Consider the following 20,578-nt stretch of genomic DNA (forward strand, 5'->3'; position numbering starts at 1 on the left):
TTCCATATGCGGATATGGTCCCGGTCACAGTTTGACCGGTGTGAGGTCGGGCACAGCGTCGACAGATAGCGACGTCCCGCGTACACAGGGCAGTCATAAGCCACGCAAATCTCGTCGCCCGCACGCCGACCCGTGACCCCAGCCACAACCTCCCGTTGGTAATGGCGGTCGGCGCGCCCCGCGCCGCGCACCCGGAATGTCCCACCGGGCGCACACAGAACGTCAGGGCGAAACGAGGAGTCTTTGTGCCGCGCATGCTTCAGGTGAGCGAGGACGTACGCGCCGAAATCGGCGACGAAGAGGCCGAGGGCCTGCTGGCCGGAGCGCACGCCCCGGACGCCTACGACTGCACCTCCTGCCGACAACCGGGCGACTCGCTGCGCGAACCCACCAGCACGGTCCTGTTCGTCGGCGACGAGACCGCGGTGCTGGCCTTCGCGCACGCCCGCTGCATCCCGTCCCAGGTGGTGCCGGTGGACGAGCAGCAGCTGCGCGGCGCCGTCGCCTCGATCAGCCAGGGCGGGGCGGCCCCCACCCCCCAGCCGACGGCGCCCGTACCGCCACAGCCCTCGCATCCCCACCTCTCCCAGCCCCACCTCTCCCAGCCCCACCCCTCCCAGCCTCACCTCTCCCAGCCCCAGCTCTCCCAGCCTCACCTCTCCCAGCCCCAGCTCTCCCAGCCCCACCCCTCCCAGCCCCAGCCGGTCGCCCTGGTGACCATCCCGGAGCCGATCAACACCGCGACGGTCGGCCGGTCGCAGCCCGCCGTGCTCGGCGTGACCTGCGGAATCGTGCTGTGCGGCGACACCCAGCAGGCCGCGCTGGTGATCGAGCCGACCGGGCCGGTCGGACGGCCGGGCAGCACCAGCGGCGAGGACGAGTTCCTGACGCTGCTGACCGAGCACGGCTTCCAGCTGATCCCGGACGTCAACCGGGCACCCGCCCGGCCGCGGGCCGGCTGGTCGGTGCTGATGGCGATGGGGCAACTGCACGCGATCCTGCAGCCCTCGGCGACCGGCGGCTCGGCCGCCTGGTGGCAGGCCCACCAGGCGCTGCAGGTCACCCCGGCGTGGCGGGCCGCGGCGGCCCGCAAGTCCGAGGTGATCATGTTCGCGGTGCCGGCCGGCGCGGTCGGCCGCCAGCCCCGCGAGGACTTGCTGCGCATCGCCCTGGACCGCGCCGCCGCCCGCGGCGTGCTGGCCGCGGGCATGCTGCCGCTGGCCGGCACCTGAGCGGGGGCGCACCGATGACCGACCCCGTGAACGACCCGGCCGCCACCGGATCGTCCGACCGCGCGTCAACCCCGGCCACCGCGGCCGAGGTTGAGCACGCCCGGGGCGGCCGTCCGGCCATGGAACCTGTTCGGCCGGTCCTGCCGACCGGACAGGCCGCCCTGCGGCTGGGACTGGGGGCGGCGCCCCCGCATCCCAAGCCGGTCTCGCTCGTTGGCTCCTACGTGTACAGCTACGACCTCGCCTCCGCCGGCCGTCCGTCCTCCCCCGCCAGCCGGTCGATCCCCGGCATGCGCCCGTCGTACGACGCGGAGCACCCGGTGTCGGCCACCCCGATCTACGACTCGCTGTACTCCGAGTACCGGCGGATGTTCCGTGCCCTGCCGGGCGACCGCTCCGGCGAGGAGGGGCTGCGCTTCGCCGGCTTCGCGGTCCGCGACCAGCAGCCGCCGCGCGAGGTGGCGGCCGAGCGGCGCGAGCCCGCCGCGTACCCGCAGCAGCACCAGTCCTTCGAGCCGTACGCCGGGCCGCAGGCCCAGGCCGCGCCGCAGTTCATGCCCGCGCAGCCGTCCGGCGCGCAGGGGAACGGCCAGGGCTGGGTGGCGTCCGGCTACCTCGGCCCGTCCCCGCAGCCCCCCGCGCCCCCGTCCCCGCAGCCCCCCGCGTCCCCGTCCCCCGCCGCCGTCCCCGCGGCCCCGACGGCGGCCGGCCCGGCGGCCGGCCCGGCGGGCGGGCGGCACCGCTCGGTGCTGTCACTGCCCCCGGGTCGGGACGCCTGACGGGCGCACGAAAAACGGCTGTGGGCCGCGAAACACCTCACCGGTGTCCGCGGCCCACAGCCGTGTCGGCGTCCGCTACTACTACTTCTTCTTGCGCTTCTCGCGCACCCGGACCGAGATCGAGATCGGGGTGCCCTCGAAGCCGAACTCCTCGCGCAGGCGGCGCTCGATGAAGCGGCGGTAGCCGGCCTCCAGGAAGCCGGAGGCGAACAGCACGAACCGCGGCGGGCGGGTGCCCGCCTGGGTGCCGAACAGCACGCGCGGCTGCTTGCCGCCGCGGATCGGGTGCGGGTGCGCGGCGACCAGCTCGCCCAGGAAGGCGTTCAGGCGGGCGGTCGTGATGCGGGTCTCCCAGCCGGCCAGCGCGGTCTCGATCGCGGGGACGAGCTTCTCCATGTGGCGTCCGGTCTTCGCCGAAACGTTCACCCGGGGCGCCCACTGGACCTGCACCAGGTCGCGCTCGATCTCGCGCTCCAGGTAGAAGCGGCGCTCCTCGTCGAGCTGGTCCCACTTGTTGTAGGCGACGACGACGGCGCGCCCGGCCTCGACGGCCATCGAGATGATCCGGGTGTCCTGCTCGGTGAGGGTCTCGCTGGCGTCGACCAGGACGACCGCGACCTCGGCCTTGTCCAGCGCGGCGGAGGTCCGCAGCGAGGCGTAGAAGTCCGCGCCCGAGGTCAGGTGGACACGGCGGCGGATACCGGCGGTGTCGATGAACTTCCAGGTCTTGCCGCCGAGCTCGATCATCTCGTCGACCGGGTCACGGGTGGTACCGGCCAGCTCGTTGACGACCACGCGGTCCTCGCCGGCGACCTTGTTCAGCAGGCTGGACTTGCCGACGTTGGGCCGGCCGATCAGCGCGACGCGGCGCGGGCCGCCAGGAGCCTGGCCGTCGCCGAACAGCTGCGGCGGGGCCTCCGGGAGCACCTTCAGCACGGCGTCCAGCAGGTCGCCGGAGCCGCGGCCGTGCAGGGCGGAGACGGGGTACGGCTCACCCAGGCCCAGCGACCACAGGTACGCGGCCTCGGCCTCGGTGGACGGGCCGTCGACCTTGTTGGCGCACAGCACCACGGGCTTGCCGGCCCGGCGGATCAGCTTGACCAGCGCGTCGTCGGTGTCGGTGGCGCCGACGGTGGCGTCCACCACGAACAGCACCGCGTCGGCCTGCTCGATGCCGAGCTCGGCCTGCCCCGCGACCATCGCGTCGATGCCGAGGACGTCGATCTCCCAGCCACCGGTGTCCAGCACCTTGAACCGGCGGCCGGCCCACATCGCCTCGTAGCTGACCCGGTCACGGGTCACGCCGGGGCGGTCCTCGACGACCGCCTCGCGGCGGCCGATGATGCGGTTGACCAGGGTGGACTTGCCGACGTTCGGGCGGCCGACGATCGCCAGCACCGGCAGCGGGCCGTGGCCGTCCAGCTCGGCGTCGACCTCGCCGATGTCGAAGCCCTCTTCGGCGGCGAGCGCCATGAACTCGGCGTACTCGGCGTCGCCGAGCTCGCCGTGCTGGGCGGTCGTGTCGTTGCTCATGTTTCCGTCTTCCATTTCCCGGCCCGGCCCTTCCCAGGGGCGGACCGTGCGTACCTGCCCGGCGGGCAGCGCGAACCGCGCGGATCTCGCGCGGTCGGATCGTTAAAAGGGGGTGTTGGGGATCAGGCGGCGGTCAGGCCGGCCCGGTCCTCGACCAGGGCGATGATCGCGCCGATCACCTGGTCCAGGGTGAGTTCGCTGGTGTCCACCAGCTCCGCGTCCGCGGCCCGGGTCAGCGGGGCGGTCTCGCGGGAGGAGTCGGCGGCGTCCCGGCGGGCCAGGTCGGCGGCCATCGCGGTGATGGTCGCCTCGTCCAGGCCCTTGGCGCGCAGCTCGGCGGCCCGGCGGGCCGAACGGGCCTGCTCGGAAGCAGTCAGGAAAACCTTCACGGTGGCGTCCGGGAACACCACGCTACCCATGTCACGGCCCTCGGCGACGATGCCCCGGGCGGCGTGCGAGGCGCAGCCGCGCTGCAGCTCCACCAGCCGGGCCCGCACCGCGGGAACCGCGGCCACCGCGCTGACCTTGGCGGTCACCTCGGGGCCGCGGATCGGGGCCGAGACGTCCTGGCCGTCCACGGTTATGGTCGGCCCGGCGGCGTCGGTGCCGGAGACGATGACGGGCTTCGCGCAGGCGATCGCGACCGCCTCCGGGTCGTCCACGTCCACCTCGTTGGCGAGCATCCACCAGGTCATCGCCCGGTACATCGCGCCGGTGTCGAGGAAGCTCAGGCCCAGCCGTGCGGCCACCGCCCGCGACACCGTCGACTTCCCGGAACCCGAAGGTCCGTCGATGGCGACGACGACCGGGCTGTTCGACGCTCGGTCGACACTGTCCACGGGGCGAACCTCTCTCTCACGGCACAAGAACTCACCTCAAGGTTAATGGACTCCCGCCCCGCCCCGTCCCGGCCCCGTCCCCGGCTCGACCGTCGTCAGTGGCAGTGGCCGCCCCGACCGAGGGTCTCCACCGGCGACGCCCCCGGACGGGTCCACTGCGGCACCGGCCGCCCGGTCGGGCCCCAGGTCGCCACCCCGTCGGCGTCCGTCCGCCAGAACCAGCCGATCGGCGCGCCGTGCCCACCCACTGGCGACCCCGCGTCCGGCACCTCCGGCCACCCCTCCGGGACGTCCTCCCAGCCCTCCCGGCGGCCGTACGGCGTCATGTCGAGCAGCGCGAGCGAGCTGTTGATCCGCTCGGTGCCGCGGCCGGTGGTGCTGTAGGTGAGGAACACCCGGTCGCCGTCCCGCAGGAAACTCATCAGCCGGCCCATGTCACCGCCGATCGGCGCGGGCGCGTCACGCACGGAGAACCAGGGCTGGGTGTACTCCATGAACTCCACGTACGGGGCGACCTCCGCCCACGGGCCACTGGTCAGCACCGCGAACGAGACCCCCCGGGCGTTCAGGTACGCGGAGTCCCCCAGGTGCCACGCCACCATCGTGCAGCCCTCGCACTGCCCCTGGAACGGCGCCCCGTCGTACCACATGTGCTGGTACACCACCAGCTCGTCACGCCCCTCGAACAAGTCCCGGAACGCGACCGCCCCACCGGCGCCCACCACCTCGGCCGCCCCGTCCACCTCCACCATCGGCAGCCCCCGCCGCGCCGCCGCCAACGCGTCCGCCTCCCGCGTGTGCGCCTTCTCCCGCACCAGCAACTCCTGCCGCGCCGCCTCCCACGCCGCCATGTCCACCACTGCCGGCCGCCCGCCAGTCCCACTCATCGCAGAGCCCTCCGTCCACAGAACAGACGCCCCACCGGCGCCCACCCCTACAGACGACCCCCGCCCCCGAAACTCATCGCTCCCCCCACAACGAGTTCCCCGCAGCCCGAGCCCCCCTCGCCCAAGCCCCGGGCCGCGGCGAAGCCCGTCAGTCCCGCACCCCCCACCCCCGCTCCCGCAGCCCCGCCACCAGCGCCCGCACCACCGACGGCGCGACGGACAGTTGCACGTGGCCGACCTGCTGGCCCGTCGAGTGTTCGATGGTGACGTCCTCGATGTTGACGCCGAGGGCGCCGACCTCGCCGAAGAGGCGGCCGAGTTCGCCGGGCTGGTCGCCGAGGACGACGGTGACGGTCTCGTAGCGGGTGGGCGGTGCGCCGTGCTTGCCGGGGATGCGGGCCTGGCCGGTGTTGCCGCGTCGCATGACGGCTTCGATGCCGGCGGCGCCCTCGCGGCGGGCGTTCTCGTCGGTGCCCTGGAGGGCACGGAGCGCGGTGACGGTGGTGGCGAGGTCGGTGGCGAGGTCGTCGAGGATGTCGGCGACGACGCCCGCGTTGGCGGAGAGGATGTCGATCCACATCGCGGGGTTGGAGGCGGCGATCCGGGTGACGTCGCGCACGCCCTGCCCGGACAGCCGCACCGCGGTCTCTTCGGCGTGCTCCAGCCTCGCGGCGACCAGCGAGGACAGCAGTTGCGGCGCGTGCGAGACGAGCGCGACGGCCCGGTCGTGGTCGGCGGCGTCCATGACGATGGGCATCGCCCCGCACAGCGCGACGAGTTCGAGGGCGGCGTTGAGCGTCTCGGTGTCGGTGTCGGGGGTGGGGGTGAGCACCCAGGGCCGGCCTTCGAAGAGGTCGGCGGTGGCGGCGAGCGGCCCGGAGCGTTCGCGGCCGGCCATCGGGTGCGAGCCGATGTAGTGGACGGTGTCGAGGCCGAGCGCGGTGATCTCGCCGCGCGGACCGGCCTTGACGCTGGCGACGTCGGTGTAGCAGCGGGCGAGGCCGCGTCGCTGGCAGTCCGCGAGGACCTTGCCGACGAGCGTCGGGGGGACGGCGATGATCGCCAGGTCGACGGGTCCGTCGGGGAGTTCGGTGGTGCCGGCGCCGAGCGAGGCGGCCGTGCGGGCGGCGTCCTGGTCGGCGTCCTCCAGATACACGCTTATGCCGCGACGGGTGAGAGCGAGCGCGGCGGAGGTGCCGATCAGTCCGGTGCCGATGACGGCGGCTGTTCGCATGGCGGGGTCCCGTTTCCCTGGTCGCGGTGCTGGTCGGGCCATTGTCCCGCACGGGCCTGTGCCGGGCGCGGGTTGGCCGACGCGCAGCGGAAATCCGGGCGCTGTGACGGGGGTTGGGTGCAGACTGGGCGCCCGGGTCCGGGGTTCGGGCCAGCGGTCGAAGGGGGCGGGGTGGCGGGGCAGCTGGCGGTGTGGGAGTCGAGCTTGGACTCGGTGGTGGTGCACGCGGTGGGTGCGGTGTGCCGGCGCCGCGCGTCGGGTGTGCTGCCGGCGGACGGCCGGGTGCGGGTGGCGGGGCTGCCGCTGCTGGCGGCGGAGGGGTCGCTGCGGGTGCGGGTGCTGTCGGGCGCCGGCCGGGTCGCCGAGGCCCGCACGGCGTATCCGGCGCGCGTCCGCGGCGAGGACGAACTCCCGGCCTGGGAACGGGAGTTGACGGATCTCCGGCAGCGCGTCGAGCTGCTGCAGGAGCGTCAGGAGCGGTTGGACAAGCGAATCGCCGAGGTGTCGGCACTGCGCGTGGTGCCGCCGCAGCGCCGCCGGGACGAGGGGCACCGCCGGGCCCCGGCGGAAGCGGTGCTGGCGCTGGCGGAGTTCGTGGACGCCCGGCTGGAGGTACTCCAGGAGCGCGCGGTGGAGCTGGCCCTGGAGCTTCAACTGGCGGAGCACGCCTTCCGGACGGCGGCGGCGGCCGCGAGCACCCGTTCCAGCGCCGAACAGCCCGGCGGGGTGGAGTCGGGGGCGTGCGCGGACCTGACGGTGCGCGGCGAGGGCCCGGTGGAGCTGGAGGTGGAGTACACCGTCCCGGGGGCGGTCTGGGTGCCGACGTACCAACTGGCGCACCGCCGGGGCGAGCATTCGGCACGGCTGGTGCTGCGGGCGTCGGTGGCGCAGCGGACGGGCGAGGACTGGTCGGGGGTGCGGCTGGCGCTGTCGACGGCGGACCTCGCCGGGCCGGGCGGGCTGCCGCGGCTGAGCTCGCTGCGGATCGGCCGCAGCCAGGCGGCGCCCGCGCCGTCGGGGTGGCGGACGCAACCGGCTGGCCTGGCGGGCCTGTTCGACGGCTGGCAGGACGCGCAGCGGTCGAAACCGGAGCCGCCCAGGGCGCCGGGAGCGGCGCCGGTCGCGGCGTCCGCGCCGATGCCGGGGCCGGGGCCGTCCGCGAAGCGGGCCCCCCGCCCGGGTGGCACGCTGGCGGGCCGTCCGCGCTTCGGCGGAGCGGCAGGTGGAGCAGCGGGCGGCCCGGCAGGCGGCGCGGACACCGCACCCGTTCCCGCCGCCCCGGGTTTCGCCCCGCCGCCCGCCCCGATGCCGATGGCTGCCGCCGCTCCCCCACCACCCGGCGCGCCGTACGGCGCGGCCCCCGCCCCACTGGCGGACACCGAACCAGCCCTCCGCCCGTCGTCCGACCAACTGGACTACGCGGCGCTGGTGCTGGCGGGCCCGGAGCAGGAGCCGTTCCGCCGGGGCCGGCTGTTCCCGGAGCCGTCGCGGCCCGGGGCGGGCGGCGCGCTGCGCGGGGCGGAGGAGGTGGGCCGGTTGCCGCTGCCGCGGTTCGGTGCGCCACCGCGCCTGTCGGCGGGGTCGTTCGACCACCGTTTCGACGCGCAGGCCCCGGCGCACGTCCCCTCGGACGGGGTGTGGCACACGGTGGCGGTGGCGGAACTCCCGGTGGGGGTGCGCACGGGTTACGTGTGCGTGCCGTCGGTGGAGGAGGCGGTGTACGCGGTGCTGGAGCTGTCGAACGCGACGGCGCACGCGCTGCTGGCCGGCCCGGTGGAGGTGTCGGTGGACGGCGAGTTCCTGCTGACGGCGGGGCTGCCGACGCTGGCGCCGGGCGGAATGCGGGAGTTGGGCCTGGGCCGGGCGGAGGAGCTGCGGGTGGCGCGGCACAGCGAGGTGCGCGAGTCGACGTCGGGGGTGCTGAACTCGACGACGGTGCTGGACCACGGTGTGCGGATCGAGTTGGTGAACCGGCTGCCGCACGAGGCGTCGGTGGAGGTCCGCGAGCGGGTCCCGGTGTCGGGCGACGCGGAGGTGCGGATCGAGGAGCGTCCGGGCTGGTCGCCGCCCGCGGAGCCGTCCGCCGGGGTGCCCGCCTCGGCGCGGATCCGCCGGGTGGTGGTGCCGCCGGGAGGTTCGGTGGAGCTGACGGGCGGTTATGTGATCCGCATCCCGGCCGGTAAGGCCGTGGTCGGCGGAAATCGGAGGAGTTGAACGTGCGCGAGGAGACTTTTCCCCTTCCGGTGACCGCGGTGACGTGCCTGGAGGACCGGGCGCAGCTGGAGCGGACGGCGGAGCTGGAGCTCCGGCCGGGCGTGCACCGGCTGCGGCTGGGCCCGGTGACGGCGCTGGCGGTGGACCGTTCGCTGCACGCGGCGGTGCTGGCCGGGGACGGCGCGCCGACCGGCGCGGCGAAGGTGCTGGACGTCCGCCTGGTGCGGTCCTGGCAGCCGCGGCCGCCGCTGGAGCCGGGGCCGGACGATTCGGCGCTGCGCCGCCGGGTGCATCAGCTGGAGCGCGAGTACCTGGCGGAGTCGCGCCGCCAGGAGCGGCTGGAGGCGCGCCTGGCGCTGCTCGGCCAGCTTGCGGCGGACCTGCTGCGGGAGATCGGCGAGGGCGCGGGCAGCGGCGAGCTGGAGCAGGCCCGCTGGTCGCGCGAGCTGGACCGGGTGGACGCCGAACGGGAGTCGTACGGCGAGCAGTTGCGGGCCTCGCGGCTGCGCGCGTCGGAGCTGATGGCGGCCCAGGGGCACGCCGAGCTGGCGCTGGCCCGGGCCGAGCAGGAGCCGGCCGAGCTGCTGGCGTTCGTGGAGCTGTCGGTGGAGTGCGCCGAGCCGGGCCGGTTCCTGGCCCGGGTGGGGCATCTGACGCCGTGCGCGCTGTGGCGTCCGGCGTACCGGGCCGAACTGGTGGGCGGCACACTGCGGTTGGAGACCGAGGCGATGGTGTGGCAGCGCACCGGCGAGGACTGGTCGAACGTCGCCCTGACGCTGTCCACGGCGCGTTCGGCACTGGCGGGCGAGCCGCCGGCGCTGGTGGAGGACCGGCTGGTGCTGCGGGAGCGCTCCGCGCAGGAGAAGAAGACCGTCGAGGTGGAGCTGCGCGAGCAGGCGATCGCCGACGCGGGCCCGCTGGAACCGGGCCTGCCGGGCGTGGACGACGGCGGCGAGGTCCGGGTGCTGCGGGCCGCGGAGCCGGTCACGGTGCCCTCGGACGGGCGGGCGCACCGGGTGCCGGTGAGCGTGTTCGAGACGGGGGCGCGCAGCGAGTTCTCGGCGGCGCCGGAGCTGTCGGAGCTGGTGACGGAGGTGGTGTCGTTCCGCAACGCCTCGGGCCACGCGCTGCTGGCCGGCCCGGTGGACCTGGTGCGCGGCTCCGGCTACACGGGCCGGGGCACGCTGGAGTTCGCCGCGGCGGGCGCGCCGGTGCGCCTGGCGTTCGGCGCCACGGACGGCCTGCGGGTGGTCCGGGAGGCCGAGGAGCGCCGCGAGGGCGCCGGCCTGGGCGGCCAGCGCACCCTGCTGACCCGCACCGTGCGCCTGCACCTGTCGCGGTTCTCCGCGCCGGGCGAGGACGCCGAGCAGGTGGTGACGGTCCGCGAGCGGATCCCGGTCTCCGAGGTGTCGGCGGTGGAGGTGCGGCTGCGCAAGGAGCGCTGCTCGCCGCCGCCGGATGAGCTGGACGCCGACGGCATCGCCCGCTGGGAGGTGCCGATGCCGCCGGGCGGCCGGCGCACCGTCACGCTGGTGTACGAGGTGTCGGCGTCGGCGAAGGTGGCGGGGCTGTGAGCGGTCGCGCCCGACGCGGCGTCAACTCCGGTACAAAAGAGACATGATCTACCATCTCGCCCCGCTGGACGACTGGCTGCGCGACCCGGGCCGGCCGTACACCGCCGCCTCGCTGCTCACCGAGGGCTTCCTGCACTGCTCACCGGACGAGACCACGGTGCTGGCGGTCGCCAACCTGTTCTTCCCCCAGGCCCCGGACCCACTGATGGCGCTGCTGATCGAGGAGAAGCTCGTCGAGCCGATGGTGAAGTGGGAGGCGGCCATCGGCGGGCCGCCTCCCGGAAGCACCGAGGGGGTGCTGTTCCCGCACATCTACGGCCGGCTGAACCGGACGGCCGTGGTGGGCCTGGAGAAGCTGGAGCGCGGCCCGGACGGCCGCTGGGCCGCGCTGCTCCCCTGGAGCTAGCGGACTACAGCCAGCCGCGCTCGCGGGCCGCCATCCCGGCCTGGAACCGGGTGGTGGCCCCGAGTTCGCGCATCAGGCCCTGCAGGCGGCGCTGGGTGGTGCGGGCGCTCCAGCCGAGCGAGCGGGCGATCGACTCGTCGGTGAGGCCGGCGGCGAGCAGCCCGAGCAGCTTCAGGTGGTCGGAGTCCGGCCCGGGGCCGTCGCCGTCGCCGATCACGGTCTGCAGCGGCACGGCCCGCTCCCACTCGGCCTCGAACAGCGCGTCCAGGGCCTGGAGCAGGGCGGACGGGTGGATGACGTACGCGGCGTCCAGGACGCTGTCGCCGACGCTGATCGGGATGATCGCCATCTTGTCGTCGGCCATCATCATCTTCATCGGCAGCACCGGCCGCACCCGGGCCTCCTCGCCGTCCTCGACGCCGGTGAGGATCTCCTGCTCGAGCCGCCCGGGCCAGGCGATCGCCTCCTTGTCGAAGACGGTACGGATCCGCACCCCGGCCTTGAGCTTGGCCCGCTGCCGGGGCTGCTGCACGGTCGGGTCCTGCACGTACGGCGGGCAGTCGAAGCCGCGGATCTGGTACTGGCCGGACTCCACCAGGTGCTCCAGCCGCTGGGCGATCGCCTCGCTGCCGGTGAGCACCTCCACCGAGTGCGCGGGGTCGGTGTACCGCGACGCCTCCCGGAAGGCGTCCATCAGGCGGTGCATCTCGGCGCGGGCGGAGCGCAGTTCGGCCTCGCGGTGGCCTATCAGGGTGCCGATGGCGACGTCCGGGGCGACCGCCAGGTAGCGCTCCCGGTCGACCGGGGCACGGGTCGCCATGCCCTGTTCGGCCAGCCGGTCCAGCGCCTGCCGGCACTGGTCCAGGGTCAGGCCGCAGTGTTCGGCCAACTCCTGGGCGGTCGACTGCGGCGCGACGACCAGCGCGGCGTACACCTGACCGTCGGGCCGCCCGAGGCCCAGCACGGTGAATGCGTCGAGCATGTGCTTCCTTCCCCCGCCGCCCCGTCCCCTGACGCGGTGGCGCACTTCCGCCACGCGTCGGGGCGAACTTCGGTGGCAATCTTCTGCCAACGGGTCGAACGATAGCAAGGCTGCACGGCCCGTCTCACCGGTCAAGACCCGGCAAAGCCCTCCGCACACGCCGGAAGCCCGCCCGCCGTACGGCGAACGGGCTCCCGGAGCGAGCTGCTACAGCCCGACCTCGTTCATCAGGGCACCCACCTCGGGGTTGGTCAGCCGGCGCAGCCAGCCCGACTTCTGGTCGCCGAGCGAGATCGGCCCGAAGGCGGTGCGCACCAGCTTCTCCACCGGGAAGCCGACCTCGGCCAGCAGGCGACGCACGATGTGCTTGCGGCCCTCGTGCAGGGTCACCTCGACCAGGTAGTTCTTGCCGACGTTGGAGATCACCTTGAAGCTGTCGGCCCGCGCCCAGCCGTCCTCCAGCTCCACACCCTTGGCGAGCTGCTTGCCCAGGTCGCGCGGGATCGGGCCCTGGATGGCCGCCAGGTACGTCTTGGTGACGCCGTACTTGGGGTGGGTCAGGCGGTGGGCCAGCTCACCGTGGTTGGTGAGCAGGATGAGGCCCTCGGTCTCGGTGTCCAGGCGGCCGACGTGGAACAGCCGGGTCTCCCGGTTGGTCACGTAGTCGCCCAGGCACTGCCGGCCCTCCGGGTCCTCCATGGTGGAGACGACGCCGGCCGGCTTGTTCAGCGCGAAGAACAGGTAGGACTGAGTGGCGACGGTCAGACCGTCGACCTTGATCTCGTCCTTCATCGGGTCGACCCGCAGGCCCTGCTCGACGACGAGCTTGCCGTTGACCTCGACCCGGCCCTGCGCGATCAGCTCCTCGCAGGCCCGACGGCTGCCCATGCCGGCCCGCGCCAGCACCTTCTGCAGGCGCTCGCCCTCTTCGCCGACCTGCTTGCCGGGGCCCTCGTGCCGGGCCAGCACCCGGTCCTCGATCCGGCCCTGCAGCTCGCGCGAACGCTGCGGCTGACGCCGCGGGTCGCCGGGCGCGCCCTGCCCGTCCCGGCGCGGCCGGGGCGCCGCCCCGGGCTTGCGCGAACCGTAGGCGCTGTACGAGGGCGTCGCGTTCGGGCCGCCGCCGTACTCGGGGCGGTCGTACTTGCGCTCCTCCGGCCGCAGCGGCCGGTCCGGGTAGCGACGCTCCTCGCGCCCGCTGCCACCGCGCGACGAGCCCCCGTACGAGCCCGAGCCGCCACCATAGGAGCCCGAGCCGCCGCGGGACTGCCCGCCGCGGCCCTGTCCGCCGCCCTGGCCGTAGGACGACCCACCGCGACCCTGGCCGCCGCCCTGGCCGTAGGACGACCCGCCGCGGCCGCCGCCCTGCTGGCCGCCCCGGCCGCCCTGTCCGCCCCGGCCCTGACCGCCGCCGCTGTTCCTGCCGTTGCCACTGCTACGCATCAAAATGTCCGTACGTCGTATCCGTCTGGGTCCGGTCGGCCTGGTTCGGCCCCTCCTGTGCGGCGGCGACCGCCTGCGCGATCATCGTGCCCTCCAGGGACTCCGCTTCCACGTCGTCGACCTCGGGCAGGAAGGGCGCGAGCTCCGGCAGCTCGTCCAGGCCGCGCAGCCCCATCCGTTCCAGGAAGTAGTTCGTCGTCCGATACAGGATCGCTCCGGTTTCGGGCTCGGTGCCGGCTTCTTCGACCAGTCCTCGCTGTACCAGGGTACGCATCACGCCGTCGCAGTTCACACCACGGACCGCGGAAACCCGCCCGCGCGACACCGGCTGCCGGTACGCCACCACCGCCAGCGTCTCCAGCGCGGCCTGCGTCAGCCGGGCCTGCTGCCCGTCCAGAACGAACCGGTCCACCGCCGCCGCGCACTCCGCACGGCTGTAGAACCGCCACCCGCCGGCCACCTGCCGCAGCTCGAAACCGCGCCCCTGCGCCGTGTACTCTGCCGCCAACTCCCGCAGCACAGCGGCCACTTCACCGCTGGACGCGTCCAGCACCGAGGCCAGGTGCGCCTCCGCCACCGGCTCGTCGGCCACCATCAGCACCGCCTCCAGCGCCGCCCGCAACGGCACCCCGGCCGCGGGCCCGCCGTCCCGGTGCACCGGCTCCTGCCACTCGCCCGGCCGGGCCTGCCCGGGCAGGCCGAGCGCCCGCCGCGGCCGCCGCTCCGTCATCGAACGCCGCCTTCCTCGCCCGCCGGGCGGTCGAACTCGTCGGTCACCTCGACCGTCCGGTCCCCCTCGGCGACCCAGCGCACCACCAGCTCCTCCAGAGCCTGCGGCTGCTCGAACGCCAGCACCTTCTCCCGGTACAGCTCCAGCAGCGCCAGGAACCGGGCCACCACCACCAGCTCGTTGTCCGCGTCCTCGACCAGCCGCCCGAACGTCGCCTCCCCCAGCGCGCTCAGCCGCTCCACCACCAGCGCCGCCTGCTCCCGCACGCTCACCGGCGGCATGTGGATGTGATCCACGTACACCACCGGCTTCGGCTTCGGCAGGAACGCCTTCGCGGCCAGCTGCGCGAACCGCTCCAGCCCGACCGTCAGCACCACCTCGGGCAACAACTGCGCATGGTGCGGCTCCAGCCCCACCGCCCGCGGCCGCCGCGACGCCTCCGCCGCCCACCGCTCCGCGAACAGCCCCGCCACTTCCTTGTACGCCCGGTACTGCAACAGCCGCGCGAACAGCAGGTCCCGCGCCTCCAGCAGCGCCAGGTCCTCCTCGTCCTCGACCTCCGCCGCCGGCAACAACCGCGCCGCCTTCAGATCCAGCAGCGTCGACGCCACCACCAGGAACTCGGTCGCCGCATCCAGGTCCCACTCCGGCCCCATCGCCCGGATGTGCGCCACGAACTCGTCCGTGACCTTCGACAACGCCACCTCGGTGACGTCCATCCTGTGCTTCGCGATCAGCCCGAGCAGCAGGTCGAACGGCCCCTCGAAGTTCTCCAACCGGACCTGGAACATAACGTCCCATTCTGGCAGAAAGCCTTTGAGGCATCCGAGCGTGAAACCGGGGCGCAGGTGGGTGCCAAAACAGGGGCCGCGTGGGGGCACCTCCCAGCCCGCCAGGGCTGGGGGAGAACTGCGCGAAGCGGAACGCACCTGTCCGCAGGATCGCGTCCCACCACAATGACCTGCACGTGGACGCGCCCCGAGCAGCAGCTAACGCCCCCGAAGCCGCCGAACCAGAATCGACGCCTCGCCCCGCTGCTCCAGATCCGCGAGCACCACCGAGATCGCCTCGCGCACCACCCGTCCGCGATCGACCGCCAGGCCGTGCTCGCCGCGCAGCACCAGTCGCGCGTGCTCCAGGTCCATCAGTTCCTCGGCGGAGACGTACACGGTGATCTTCTCGTCGTGCCGTTCCCGCCCGGACGGGCGCCGGGCCCGTCCGCGTCCGCGCACCGTCGTGGTCGCCGCCCGCCGTGCCGCCTCGGCGGGGTCCTCCGCGCGCCCCGCAGGGCCGGCAGGGGGCTCCGGCCGGGCGCCCGGGACGTCCGCGGTGCGGCCCGCCCCGGGAGCGCCCTGACCGTCCTTCGAGGGCTCCTGTGCCCCGGCAGGCCCGCCTTTGGAGGGCCCGCCGTTGGCAGGCCCGCCGCCGGAACCGTTTCGCGCGAGCGAGGGCGACAGAGCCATTCCGCCCGTGGACCGGAACAGTTCGTCGGCCCCCGGGAGGCTCACTCGACGGGGCGGCACCGGTCGAGCACCTCCCTGGCGAGCTGACGGTACGCGGCCGCGCCGACCGAGTTGGTGGCGTAGGTGGTGATCGGCTCACCGGCCACGGTGGTCTCGGGGAACCTGACGGTCCGTCCGATGACGGTGTGGAAGACGTGCTCGCCGAACGCCTCGACGACCCGGGCCAGCACCTCGCGCGAGTGCACCGTGCGGGAGTCGTACATGGTGGCGAGGATGCCGTCCAGGCGCAGTTCGGGGTTGAGCCGCTCGCAGACCTTCTCGATGGTCTCGGTGAGCAGCGCGACGCCGCGCAGCGCGAAGAACTCGCACTCCAGCGGCACGATGACGCTGTGAGCGGCCGTCAGGGCATTGACCGTCAGCAGGCCCAACGAGGGCTGGCAGTCGATGATGACGTAGTCGTAGTCGGGCAGCAGCGGCTTGAGCGCGCGGGCCAGCGCGGACTCGCGGGCGACCTCGCTGACCAGCTGCACCTCGGCGGCGGACAGGTCGATGTTGGAGGGCAGCAGGTCCATGCCGGGGATGGCGGTCTTCAGCAGGACCTCATCGGCCGTCAGGCCCCGCTCCATGAGCAGGTTGTAGACCGTGACGTCGAGTTCCATCGGGTTGACGCCGAGGCCGACGGAGAGCGCGCCCTGCGGGTCGAAGTCCACCAGCAGGACCCGGCGGCCGTACTCGGCGAGTGCGGCGCCCAGGTTGATGGTGGAGGTGGTCTTGCCGACTCCGCCCTTCTGGTTGCACATCGCGATGATCTGCGCGGGGCCGTGCTCGGCGACCGGCGCGGGGATCGGGAAGTACGGCAGCGGGCGGCCGGTCGGTCCGACCCGCTCGCGGCGCTGGCGGGCCGCGTCGGGGGCCAGGGTGGCCGCGTACTCGGGGTCGGGCTCGTACTCGGCGTCGGGGTCGTCGTAGGGCCCGTAGCCGAGCTCGTTGTACGCGAGTCCGTACGCCGCGAAGTCGGCGTCGTAGTCGGTGACGGCAGTCGCCGCGCTCTGGCGGGCCTCGAAGGTGCGGACCGCGACCGAGCCGACCTCCTGCGCACCCACCGTGGCGTGCCGGGCTTCCTCGTTCGGCTGCCCGGCGGAGAGCTCCGCCAGTCCTGGCTGACCACCCCCGGGAGCAAATGTCGACTCATTCACAAGTCGTCTTACCTCCTTGGCCATCCAGGACTCTATGTCGATTCGTCAGCGTGGCAGCATGCCAACGGTTTGCGACTCTAGGCCGTTTCGGGCATTCGCAGCAACACAATCCACGGTAGTGGGCACGTTGTGTCGGCCACCCACCCACCCCGTGTCAAGAGACGAGCCTAACGTTTCCGCGCAGGCGGGGGGCCATGAGGGGCCGTCAGGTGGTCTTGTCGACAGAGCGGGTGACAAACCGCACCGGAATTGACCGACCGTGGACACGCCCGGACACCTCTGGACACCGCCGAACACCTCGGCGGAACCCCCCGGGCCGGCCGCGGGCATGCCGAAGCCCCCGGACCGAAAGGAAGGACGGCCGGGGGCGACAGCAGGTGCGGGACGTCAGGCGAGGACGCTCTCCAGCGAGACCGACTCCAGGCCGAAGGCCTCGGCGACGGCCGGGAAGGTGATCTGGCCCTCGTGCACGTTCAGGCCCTTGGCGAGCGCGGCGTCGCGGCGCAGCGCGTCCTTCCAGCCACGGTTCGCCAGCTCCACCACGTACGGCAGGGTGGCGTTGGTGAGGGCGTAGGTGGAGGTGTTCGGGACGGCGCCCGGCATGTTCGCCACGCAGTAGAAGACCGAGTTGTGGACCTGGAAGGTCGGCTCGGCGTGCGTGGTGGCGTGCGAGTCCTCGAAGCAGCCGCCCTGGTCGATGGCGATGTCGACGAGCACGGAGCCCGGCTTCATGCGGGAGACCAGCTCGTTGGTGACCAGCTTCGGGGCCTTGGCGCCCGGGATCAGCACGGCGCCGATGACCAGGTCGGCCTCGACGACGGCCTTCTCCAGCTCGAACGAGTTGGAGACGATGGCCTTGATCTTGTTGCCGAAGATCTTGTCGGCCTCGCGCAGCTTGTTGATGTCGCGGTCCAGCAGGGTCACGTCGTAGCCCATGCCGATGGCGATGGTGGCCGCGTGCCAGCCGGAGACGCCACCACCGATGACGACGGCCTTGGCCGAGTGGGTGCCGGGCACGCCACCGGGCAGGGTGCCGCGGCCGCCGGCCGGACGCATCAGGTGGTACGAGCCGACCTGCGGGGCCAGGCGGCCCGCGACCTCGGACATCGGGGCCAGCAGCGGCAGGGCGCCGTTCGCCAGCTGCACGGTCTCGTACGCGATGGCGGTGGTGCCGGAGGCGAGCAGCGCGTCCGTGCCCGGGCGGTCGGCCGCCAGGTGCAGGTAGGTGAAGAGGGTCTGGCCCTTGCGCAGTCGGTGGTACTCCGACGCGATGGGCTCCTTCACCTTGAGGATCATGTCGGCCGCGGCCCACACCTCGTCGGCGGTGGGGAGGATGGTCGCACCGGCGGCCACGTACTCCTCGTTGGGGATCGAGGAGCCGACACCGGCGTTGTCCTCGATGACGACCTCGTGTCCGTTGCGGACCAGCTCATGCACACCGGCAGGCGTGATGGCCACGCGGTACTCGTGGTTCTTGACCTCGCGGGGGATGCCGACCTTCACGGGCTAACACGTCCTCTTGCATGGGGATTCCTACCGGGGGAAGACCGGCGGGTTGCCGCACACGATGAGCACAACGGGGGCAACCGGTGCATAGATCCATGCGCGACTGAGTTCGAGTGTAATGAAGCCCAGGCAGCGTGTCAGCCTTCCAAAGCGAACAAATCAGCTCGACTCGTTGGCAGATTCGTAGGCTTCCGTGCTTTCTGGGGCCACATTGCGGGATGAACTCCGCACTCAAGACACTACTCCGGAAGCGGACGAAACCCCTCCCGGCCCAGGTGCCGCCGCAGGCGATCGGCCAGCGCCGCGACCCGCTCCTCGCCCTGCGCGTCGCCGGTCCGGCGCAGCACCGCCGCCGCCGAGCGGTACTCGCGCAGCGCCTCCTCGAAGCGCCGCAGCGCGGTGTGCGCCTCCGCCAGCCGCACCAGCAGCCGCGCCTCCGCGACCGGGTCGCCGACCGCCTGCCGCAGCACCAGCGCCCGCCCGTACGCGTCGGCGGCCCGCAGCGGATCGCCGAGCGCCCGGTGGCAGTGGCCGACGCCCTCCAGCGCGCGGGCACAGCCGTCCTCGTCCCCGGCGCCCCGGGACAGCTCCACGGCCCGGCGGTAGCGCTCCGCGGCCTGCTCCCAGCGGTCCGCCTCCGCCTGCAGTTCGGCGAGGTTGAGCAGCGCGGCGGCGGCCCGGCGCGGGGCGCGCTGCCGCTCGGCGACCTTCAGCACCGACTCGTGCAGCGCGTGCAGATCGGCCGGCGCGGCCTCCCCGGTCAGCGGCAGCGTGCGCAGCAGCGCCGCCACCAGCCGGCCCGCGCTGCCGTCCAGGTCGCCCTGGCCGACGGCGTCCGCGACGGCGGTGAGAAGTTGCTCACGCTCCCCCAGCAACCACTGCCCGGCGTGCGCGGCCGAACGCAGCCGCAGCGGCCCCGGCAGCGGGTCCGGGTTCGGCCCGGCCGCCGGATCCAGCAGCAGCCGCGCCGAATCGACCAGCCGCACCAGCCGCTCCAGCAGCCGGGCCCGGGCCAGCTCCAGCTCGGACGGCCGGTCGATCTCGGTCCGCAGCTCCACCAGCCGCCCGTACAGCCGCCCCGGCACCCGGTAGCGCTCCGTACCATCCGCGGCCGCCGGCTCCCGCTCCATCAGTTCCAGCTCGGCCAGCGCCGCCAGATGCGTCCCGGCCTCCGGCGCCGGGCAGCCCACCAACGCCGACGCGGTCCGCAGATCGACCTGCTGACCGGGCGCCAGCGTGCACAGCCGCAACAGCCTCGCCCGGGCCGCCGGAAGGCGCCGGTACGCGGGCTCGAACGCCCCCCGCAGCGGATCGCCCTCCACCACCGGCACGGTGTCCGACCGCTCCGCCCCCTCCGCGCGGGAGCGCTCCCGCACCTGCTCCGGCGGACGACGCAACCGGGCCGCCGCCTCCGTGACGGCCAGCCTCGGCTCCGTCCGCAACCAGCCCGCCGCCAGCCGCAGCGCGGCCGGACGATTCGCACACGCCTCCGCGAGATCGGCCGCGCCCACCGGGTCGCAGGAGATCCGGGTACCGCCGACCAGCTCGGACAGCAACTCGAGCGTGACCCGGTGCTCCAGGCCGCCCAGGATCACCGGATCGATACCCTCGATACCGGTCAACGGCCCCGAGGTGGTGGCCAGCACCACCGACTCGGTCTTCTCGGCGAGCAGCGGCCACACCTGCCCGGTGTCCCGCACGTCGTCCAGCAACAGCAACGCCCGCCGCGACGTCAGCGCCTCGCGCAGCGCCTCGCACGCCGGATCCTCCTCGGCCGCCCCCGGCAGCAACGCCAGACCCGGCCGCTCACCGAGCTGCTCCAGCAGCCTTCTCGCGGCCCGCCCCGCCCCCACCCGCGTCCCGTCCGGCGCCGACATCCGCGCGTAGAGCAACCCGTCCGGGTACTCCCCCGCCACGCTTCGCGCCCACTCCACGGCCAACGCGGTCCGGCCCGACCCCGGCCGCCCCGCCAGCACCAGCAACCGCCCCCGCCCCGACGCGGGCCGGCCCGCGGCCACCCTCAGCGCCGCGAGTTCCGCCGTACGCCCCCCGAACGGCCGGGCGCCCGCAGGCAACGCGTCGAAGATTCCGGTCGCCTCGGCCACCGCCGCCGCATCCCTCGCCACCCGCGCCACTCCCGACCCGTCGCCCAGCCCCCCGGACCCGCACACCGGGCCCTGTCCGCGAAGCGTAGTTCGACCACCCCGCCCTACCCGGACACCCCGGTCCCACCAACCCCCACACCACCCCCCCGGCCCAACCCGGCCACACAAGCCGCACGGGACGCAACGGGCAGTATGGACGCGCTCCCGACCCCCGCCCCGTGGGGTCCTGCCGGGTGCCGGCCGGGCCCGGGGCGCGCACTCAGAACGCCCCGCCCCGTGGGGTTCTGCCGGGTGCCGGCCGGGCCCGGAGCGCGCACTCAGAACGCCCCGCCCCGTGGGGTTCTGCCGGGTGCCGGCAGGGCCCGGAGCGCGCACTCAGAACGCCCCGCCCCGTGGGGTTCTGCCGGGTGCCGGCAGGGCCCGGAGCGCCGGCGAGCGACCCCGCACCCCTTCAG

Annotated in this window: 17 protein-coding genes; 5 read left to right on the plus strand and 12 right to left on the minus strand. The window is 73.9% G+C overall.

Annotated features, from left to right (window positions below):
• The first annotated feature begins 254 nt into the window (after nt 1-254).
• Both ACFYST_RS34980 and ACFYST_RS34985 read left to right on the plus strand, forming a co-directional pair.
• Nucleotides 255-1,232 carry a hypothetical protein gene (locus ACFYST_RS34980; RefSeq protein WP_387868396.1) on the plus strand — a complete coding sequence of 326 codons (978 nt, stop codon included), beginning with the start codon at nt 255-257 and terminating at the stop codon, nt 1,230-1,232.
• 14 nt (nt 1,233-1,246) lie between these two features.
• Complete coding sequence (locus ACFYST_RS34985) at nt 1,247-2,011, plus strand: hypothetical protein (RefSeq protein ID WP_387868358.1); 765 nt, start codon at nt 1,247-1,249, stop codon at nt 2,009-2,011.
• A gap of 81 nt (nt 2,012-2,092) precedes the next feature.
• Here the strand turns inward: ACFYST_RS34985 and der are convergent, their stop codons facing one another.
• The 4 genes from der to ACFYST_RS35005 form a co-directional block, all read right to left on the minus strand.
• Nucleotides 2,093-3,544: a ribosome biogenesis GTPase Der gene (gene der, locus ACFYST_RS34990; RefSeq protein WP_387636684.1), complete on the minus strand. Its 1,452-nt coding sequence runs from the start codon at nt 3,542-3,544 to the stop codon at nt 2,093-2,095.
• 122 nt (nt 3,545-3,666) lie between these two features.
• A complete protein-coding gene (cmk, locus tag ACFYST_RS34995; protein WP_387636687.1) occupies nt 3,667-4,383 on the minus strand; it encodes a (d)CMP kinase in 717 nt (238 codons plus the stop codon).
• 95 nt (nt 4,384-4,478) lie between these two features.
• Nucleotides 4,479-5,270, minus strand: coding sequence for a DUF899 family protein (locus tag ACFYST_RS35000; RefSeq protein WP_387868361.1), 792 nt, complete (start codon nt 5,268-5,270; stop codon nt 4,479-4,481).
• A gap of 148 nt (nt 5,271-5,418) precedes the next feature.
• On the minus strand, nt 5,419-6,504 hold the full coding sequence (locus tag ACFYST_RS35005; RefSeq protein ID WP_387636691.1) for a prephenate dehydrogenase: 1,086 nt from the start codon (nt 6,502-6,504) through the stop codon (nt 5,419-5,421).
• A 171-nt stretch (nt 6,505-6,675) separates the two neighbouring features.
• On the opposite strand from ACFYST_RS35005, the gene ACFYST_RS35010 reads away from it, so the two are divergent.
• Genes ACFYST_RS35010 through ACFYST_RS35020 form a run of 3 tightly spaced genes read left to right on the plus strand, consistent with a single transcriptional unit; the run spans nt 6,676 to nt 10,698 of the window.
• A complete protein-coding gene (locus tag ACFYST_RS35010) occupies nt 6,676-8,718 on the plus strand; it encodes a DUF4139 domain-containing protein (RefSeq protein ID WP_387868364.1) in 2,043 nt (680 codons plus the stop codon).
• Nucleotides 8,715-10,292 (plus strand): mucoidy inhibitor MuiA family protein, encoded by a 1,578-nt coding sequence (locus tag ACFYST_RS35015; RefSeq protein WP_387868365.1) that lies wholly within the window; start codon nt 8,715-8,717, stop codon nt 10,290-10,292. Before ACFYST_RS35010 ends, ACFYST_RS35015 begins: the two co-directional genes overlap by 4 nt.
• 43 nt (nt 10,293-10,335) lie before the next feature.
• Entirely contained in the window at nt 10,336-10,698 is a 363-nt protein-coding gene (locus tag ACFYST_RS35020) for a DUF952 domain-containing protein (RefSeq protein ID WP_387636698.1), read from the plus strand.
• 4 nt (nt 10,699-10,702) lie between these two features.
• Here ACFYST_RS35020 and ACFYST_RS35025 read toward each other — a convergent pair whose 3' ends face one another.
• From ACFYST_RS35025 to ACFYST_RS35060, 8 genes are all read right to left on the minus strand, one after another.
• Nucleotides 10,703-11,680 carry a helix-turn-helix domain-containing protein gene (locus tag ACFYST_RS35025; protein WP_387636700.1) on the minus strand — a complete coding sequence of 326 codons (978 nt, stop codon included), beginning with the start codon at nt 11,678-11,680 and terminating at the stop codon, nt 10,703-10,705.
• Between the two features lie 207 nt (nt 11,681-11,887).
• Entirely contained in the window at nt 11,888-13,123 is a 1,236-nt protein-coding gene (locus tag ACFYST_RS35030; protein WP_387636702.1) for a pseudouridine synthase, read from the minus strand.
• Complete coding sequence (gene scpB / locus ACFYST_RS35035) at nt 13,116-13,853, minus strand: SMC-Scp complex subunit ScpB (protein WP_387636705.1); 738 nt, start codon at nt 13,851-13,853, stop codon at nt 13,116-13,118. The genes ACFYST_RS35030 and scpB overlap by 8 nt, the downstream gene beginning before the upstream one ends.
• Nucleotides 13,850-14,644 (minus strand): segregation and condensation protein A, encoded by a 795-nt coding sequence (locus tag ACFYST_RS35040; RefSeq protein ID WP_387868366.1) that lies wholly within the window; start codon nt 14,642-14,644, stop codon nt 13,850-13,852. The genes scpB and ACFYST_RS35040 overlap by 4 nt, the downstream gene beginning before the upstream one ends.
• Before the next feature lie 198 nt (nt 14,645-14,842).
• Nucleotides 14,843-15,361, minus strand: a complete 519-nt coding sequence (locus tag ACFYST_RS35045) for a hypothetical protein (RefSeq protein ID WP_387868368.1) — start codon at nt 15,359-15,361, stop codon at nt 14,843-14,845.
• Nucleotides 15,358-16,419, minus strand: coding sequence for a ParA family protein (locus tag ACFYST_RS35050; protein WP_387636889.1), 1,062 nt, complete (start codon nt 16,417-16,419; stop codon nt 15,358-15,360). Before ACFYST_RS35050 ends, ACFYST_RS35045 begins: the two co-directional genes overlap by 4 nt.
• A gap of 480 nt (nt 16,420-16,899) precedes the next feature.
• Nucleotides 16,900-18,015, minus strand: a complete 1,116-nt coding sequence (gene ald / locus ACFYST_RS35055) for an alanine dehydrogenase (protein WP_100586047.1) — start codon at nt 18,013-18,015, stop codon at nt 16,900-16,902.
• 242 nt (nt 18,016-18,257) lie between these two features.
• Nucleotides 18,258-20,144 (minus strand): tetratricopeptide repeat protein, encoded by a 1,887-nt coding sequence (locus tag ACFYST_RS35060; protein ID WP_387868371.1) that lies wholly within the window; start codon nt 20,142-20,144, stop codon nt 18,258-18,260.
• Between the last annotated feature and the right edge of the window lie 434 nt (nt 20,145-20,578).

It is taken from the genome of Kitasatospora sp. NPDC004614, from assembly GCF_042873675.1.
GTDB lineage: Bacteria > Actinomycetota > Actinomycetes > Streptomycetales > Streptomycetaceae > Kitasatospora.

Coding starts and splice junctions, on each gene's coding strand:
- der (WP_387636684.1), bottom strand. CDS start 3,544: ATGAGCAACGACACGACCGCCCAGCACGGCGAGCTCGGCGACGCCGAG.
- ACFYST_RS35005 (WP_387636691.1), bottom strand. CDS start 6,504: ATGCGAACAGCCGCCGTCATCGGCACCGGACTGATCGGCACCTCCGCC.
- ACFYST_RS35025 (WP_387636700.1), bottom strand. CDS start 11,680: ATGCTCGACGCATTCACCGTGCTGGGCCTCGGGCGGCCCGACGGTCAG.
- ACFYST_RS35020 (WP_387636698.1), top strand. CDS start 10,336: ATGATCTACCATCTCGCCCCGCTGGACGACTGGCTGCGCGACCCGGGC.
- ACFYST_RS35040 (WP_387868366.1), bottom strand. CDS start 14,644: ATGTTCCAGGTCCGGTTGGAGAACTTCGAGGGGCCGTTCGACCTGCTG.
- scpB (WP_387636705.1), bottom strand. CDS start 13,853: ATGACGGAGCGGCGGCCGCGGCGGGCGCTCGGCCTGCCCGGGCAGGCC.
- ACFYST_RS34980 (WP_387868396.1), top strand. CDS start 255: ATGCTTCAGGTGAGCGAGGACGTACGCGCCGAAATCGGCGACGAAGAG.
- ACFYST_RS35000 (WP_387868361.1), bottom strand. CDS start 5,270: ATGAGTGGGACTGGCGGGCGGCCGGCAGTGGTGGACATGGCGGCGTGG.
- ACFYST_RS34985 (WP_387868358.1), top strand. CDS start 1,247: ATGACCGACCCCGTGAACGACCCGGCCGCCACCGGATCGTCCGACCGC.
- ACFYST_RS35030 (WP_387636702.1), bottom strand. CDS start 13,123: ATGCGTAGCAGTGGCAACGGCAGGAACAGCGGCGGCGGTCAGGGCCGG.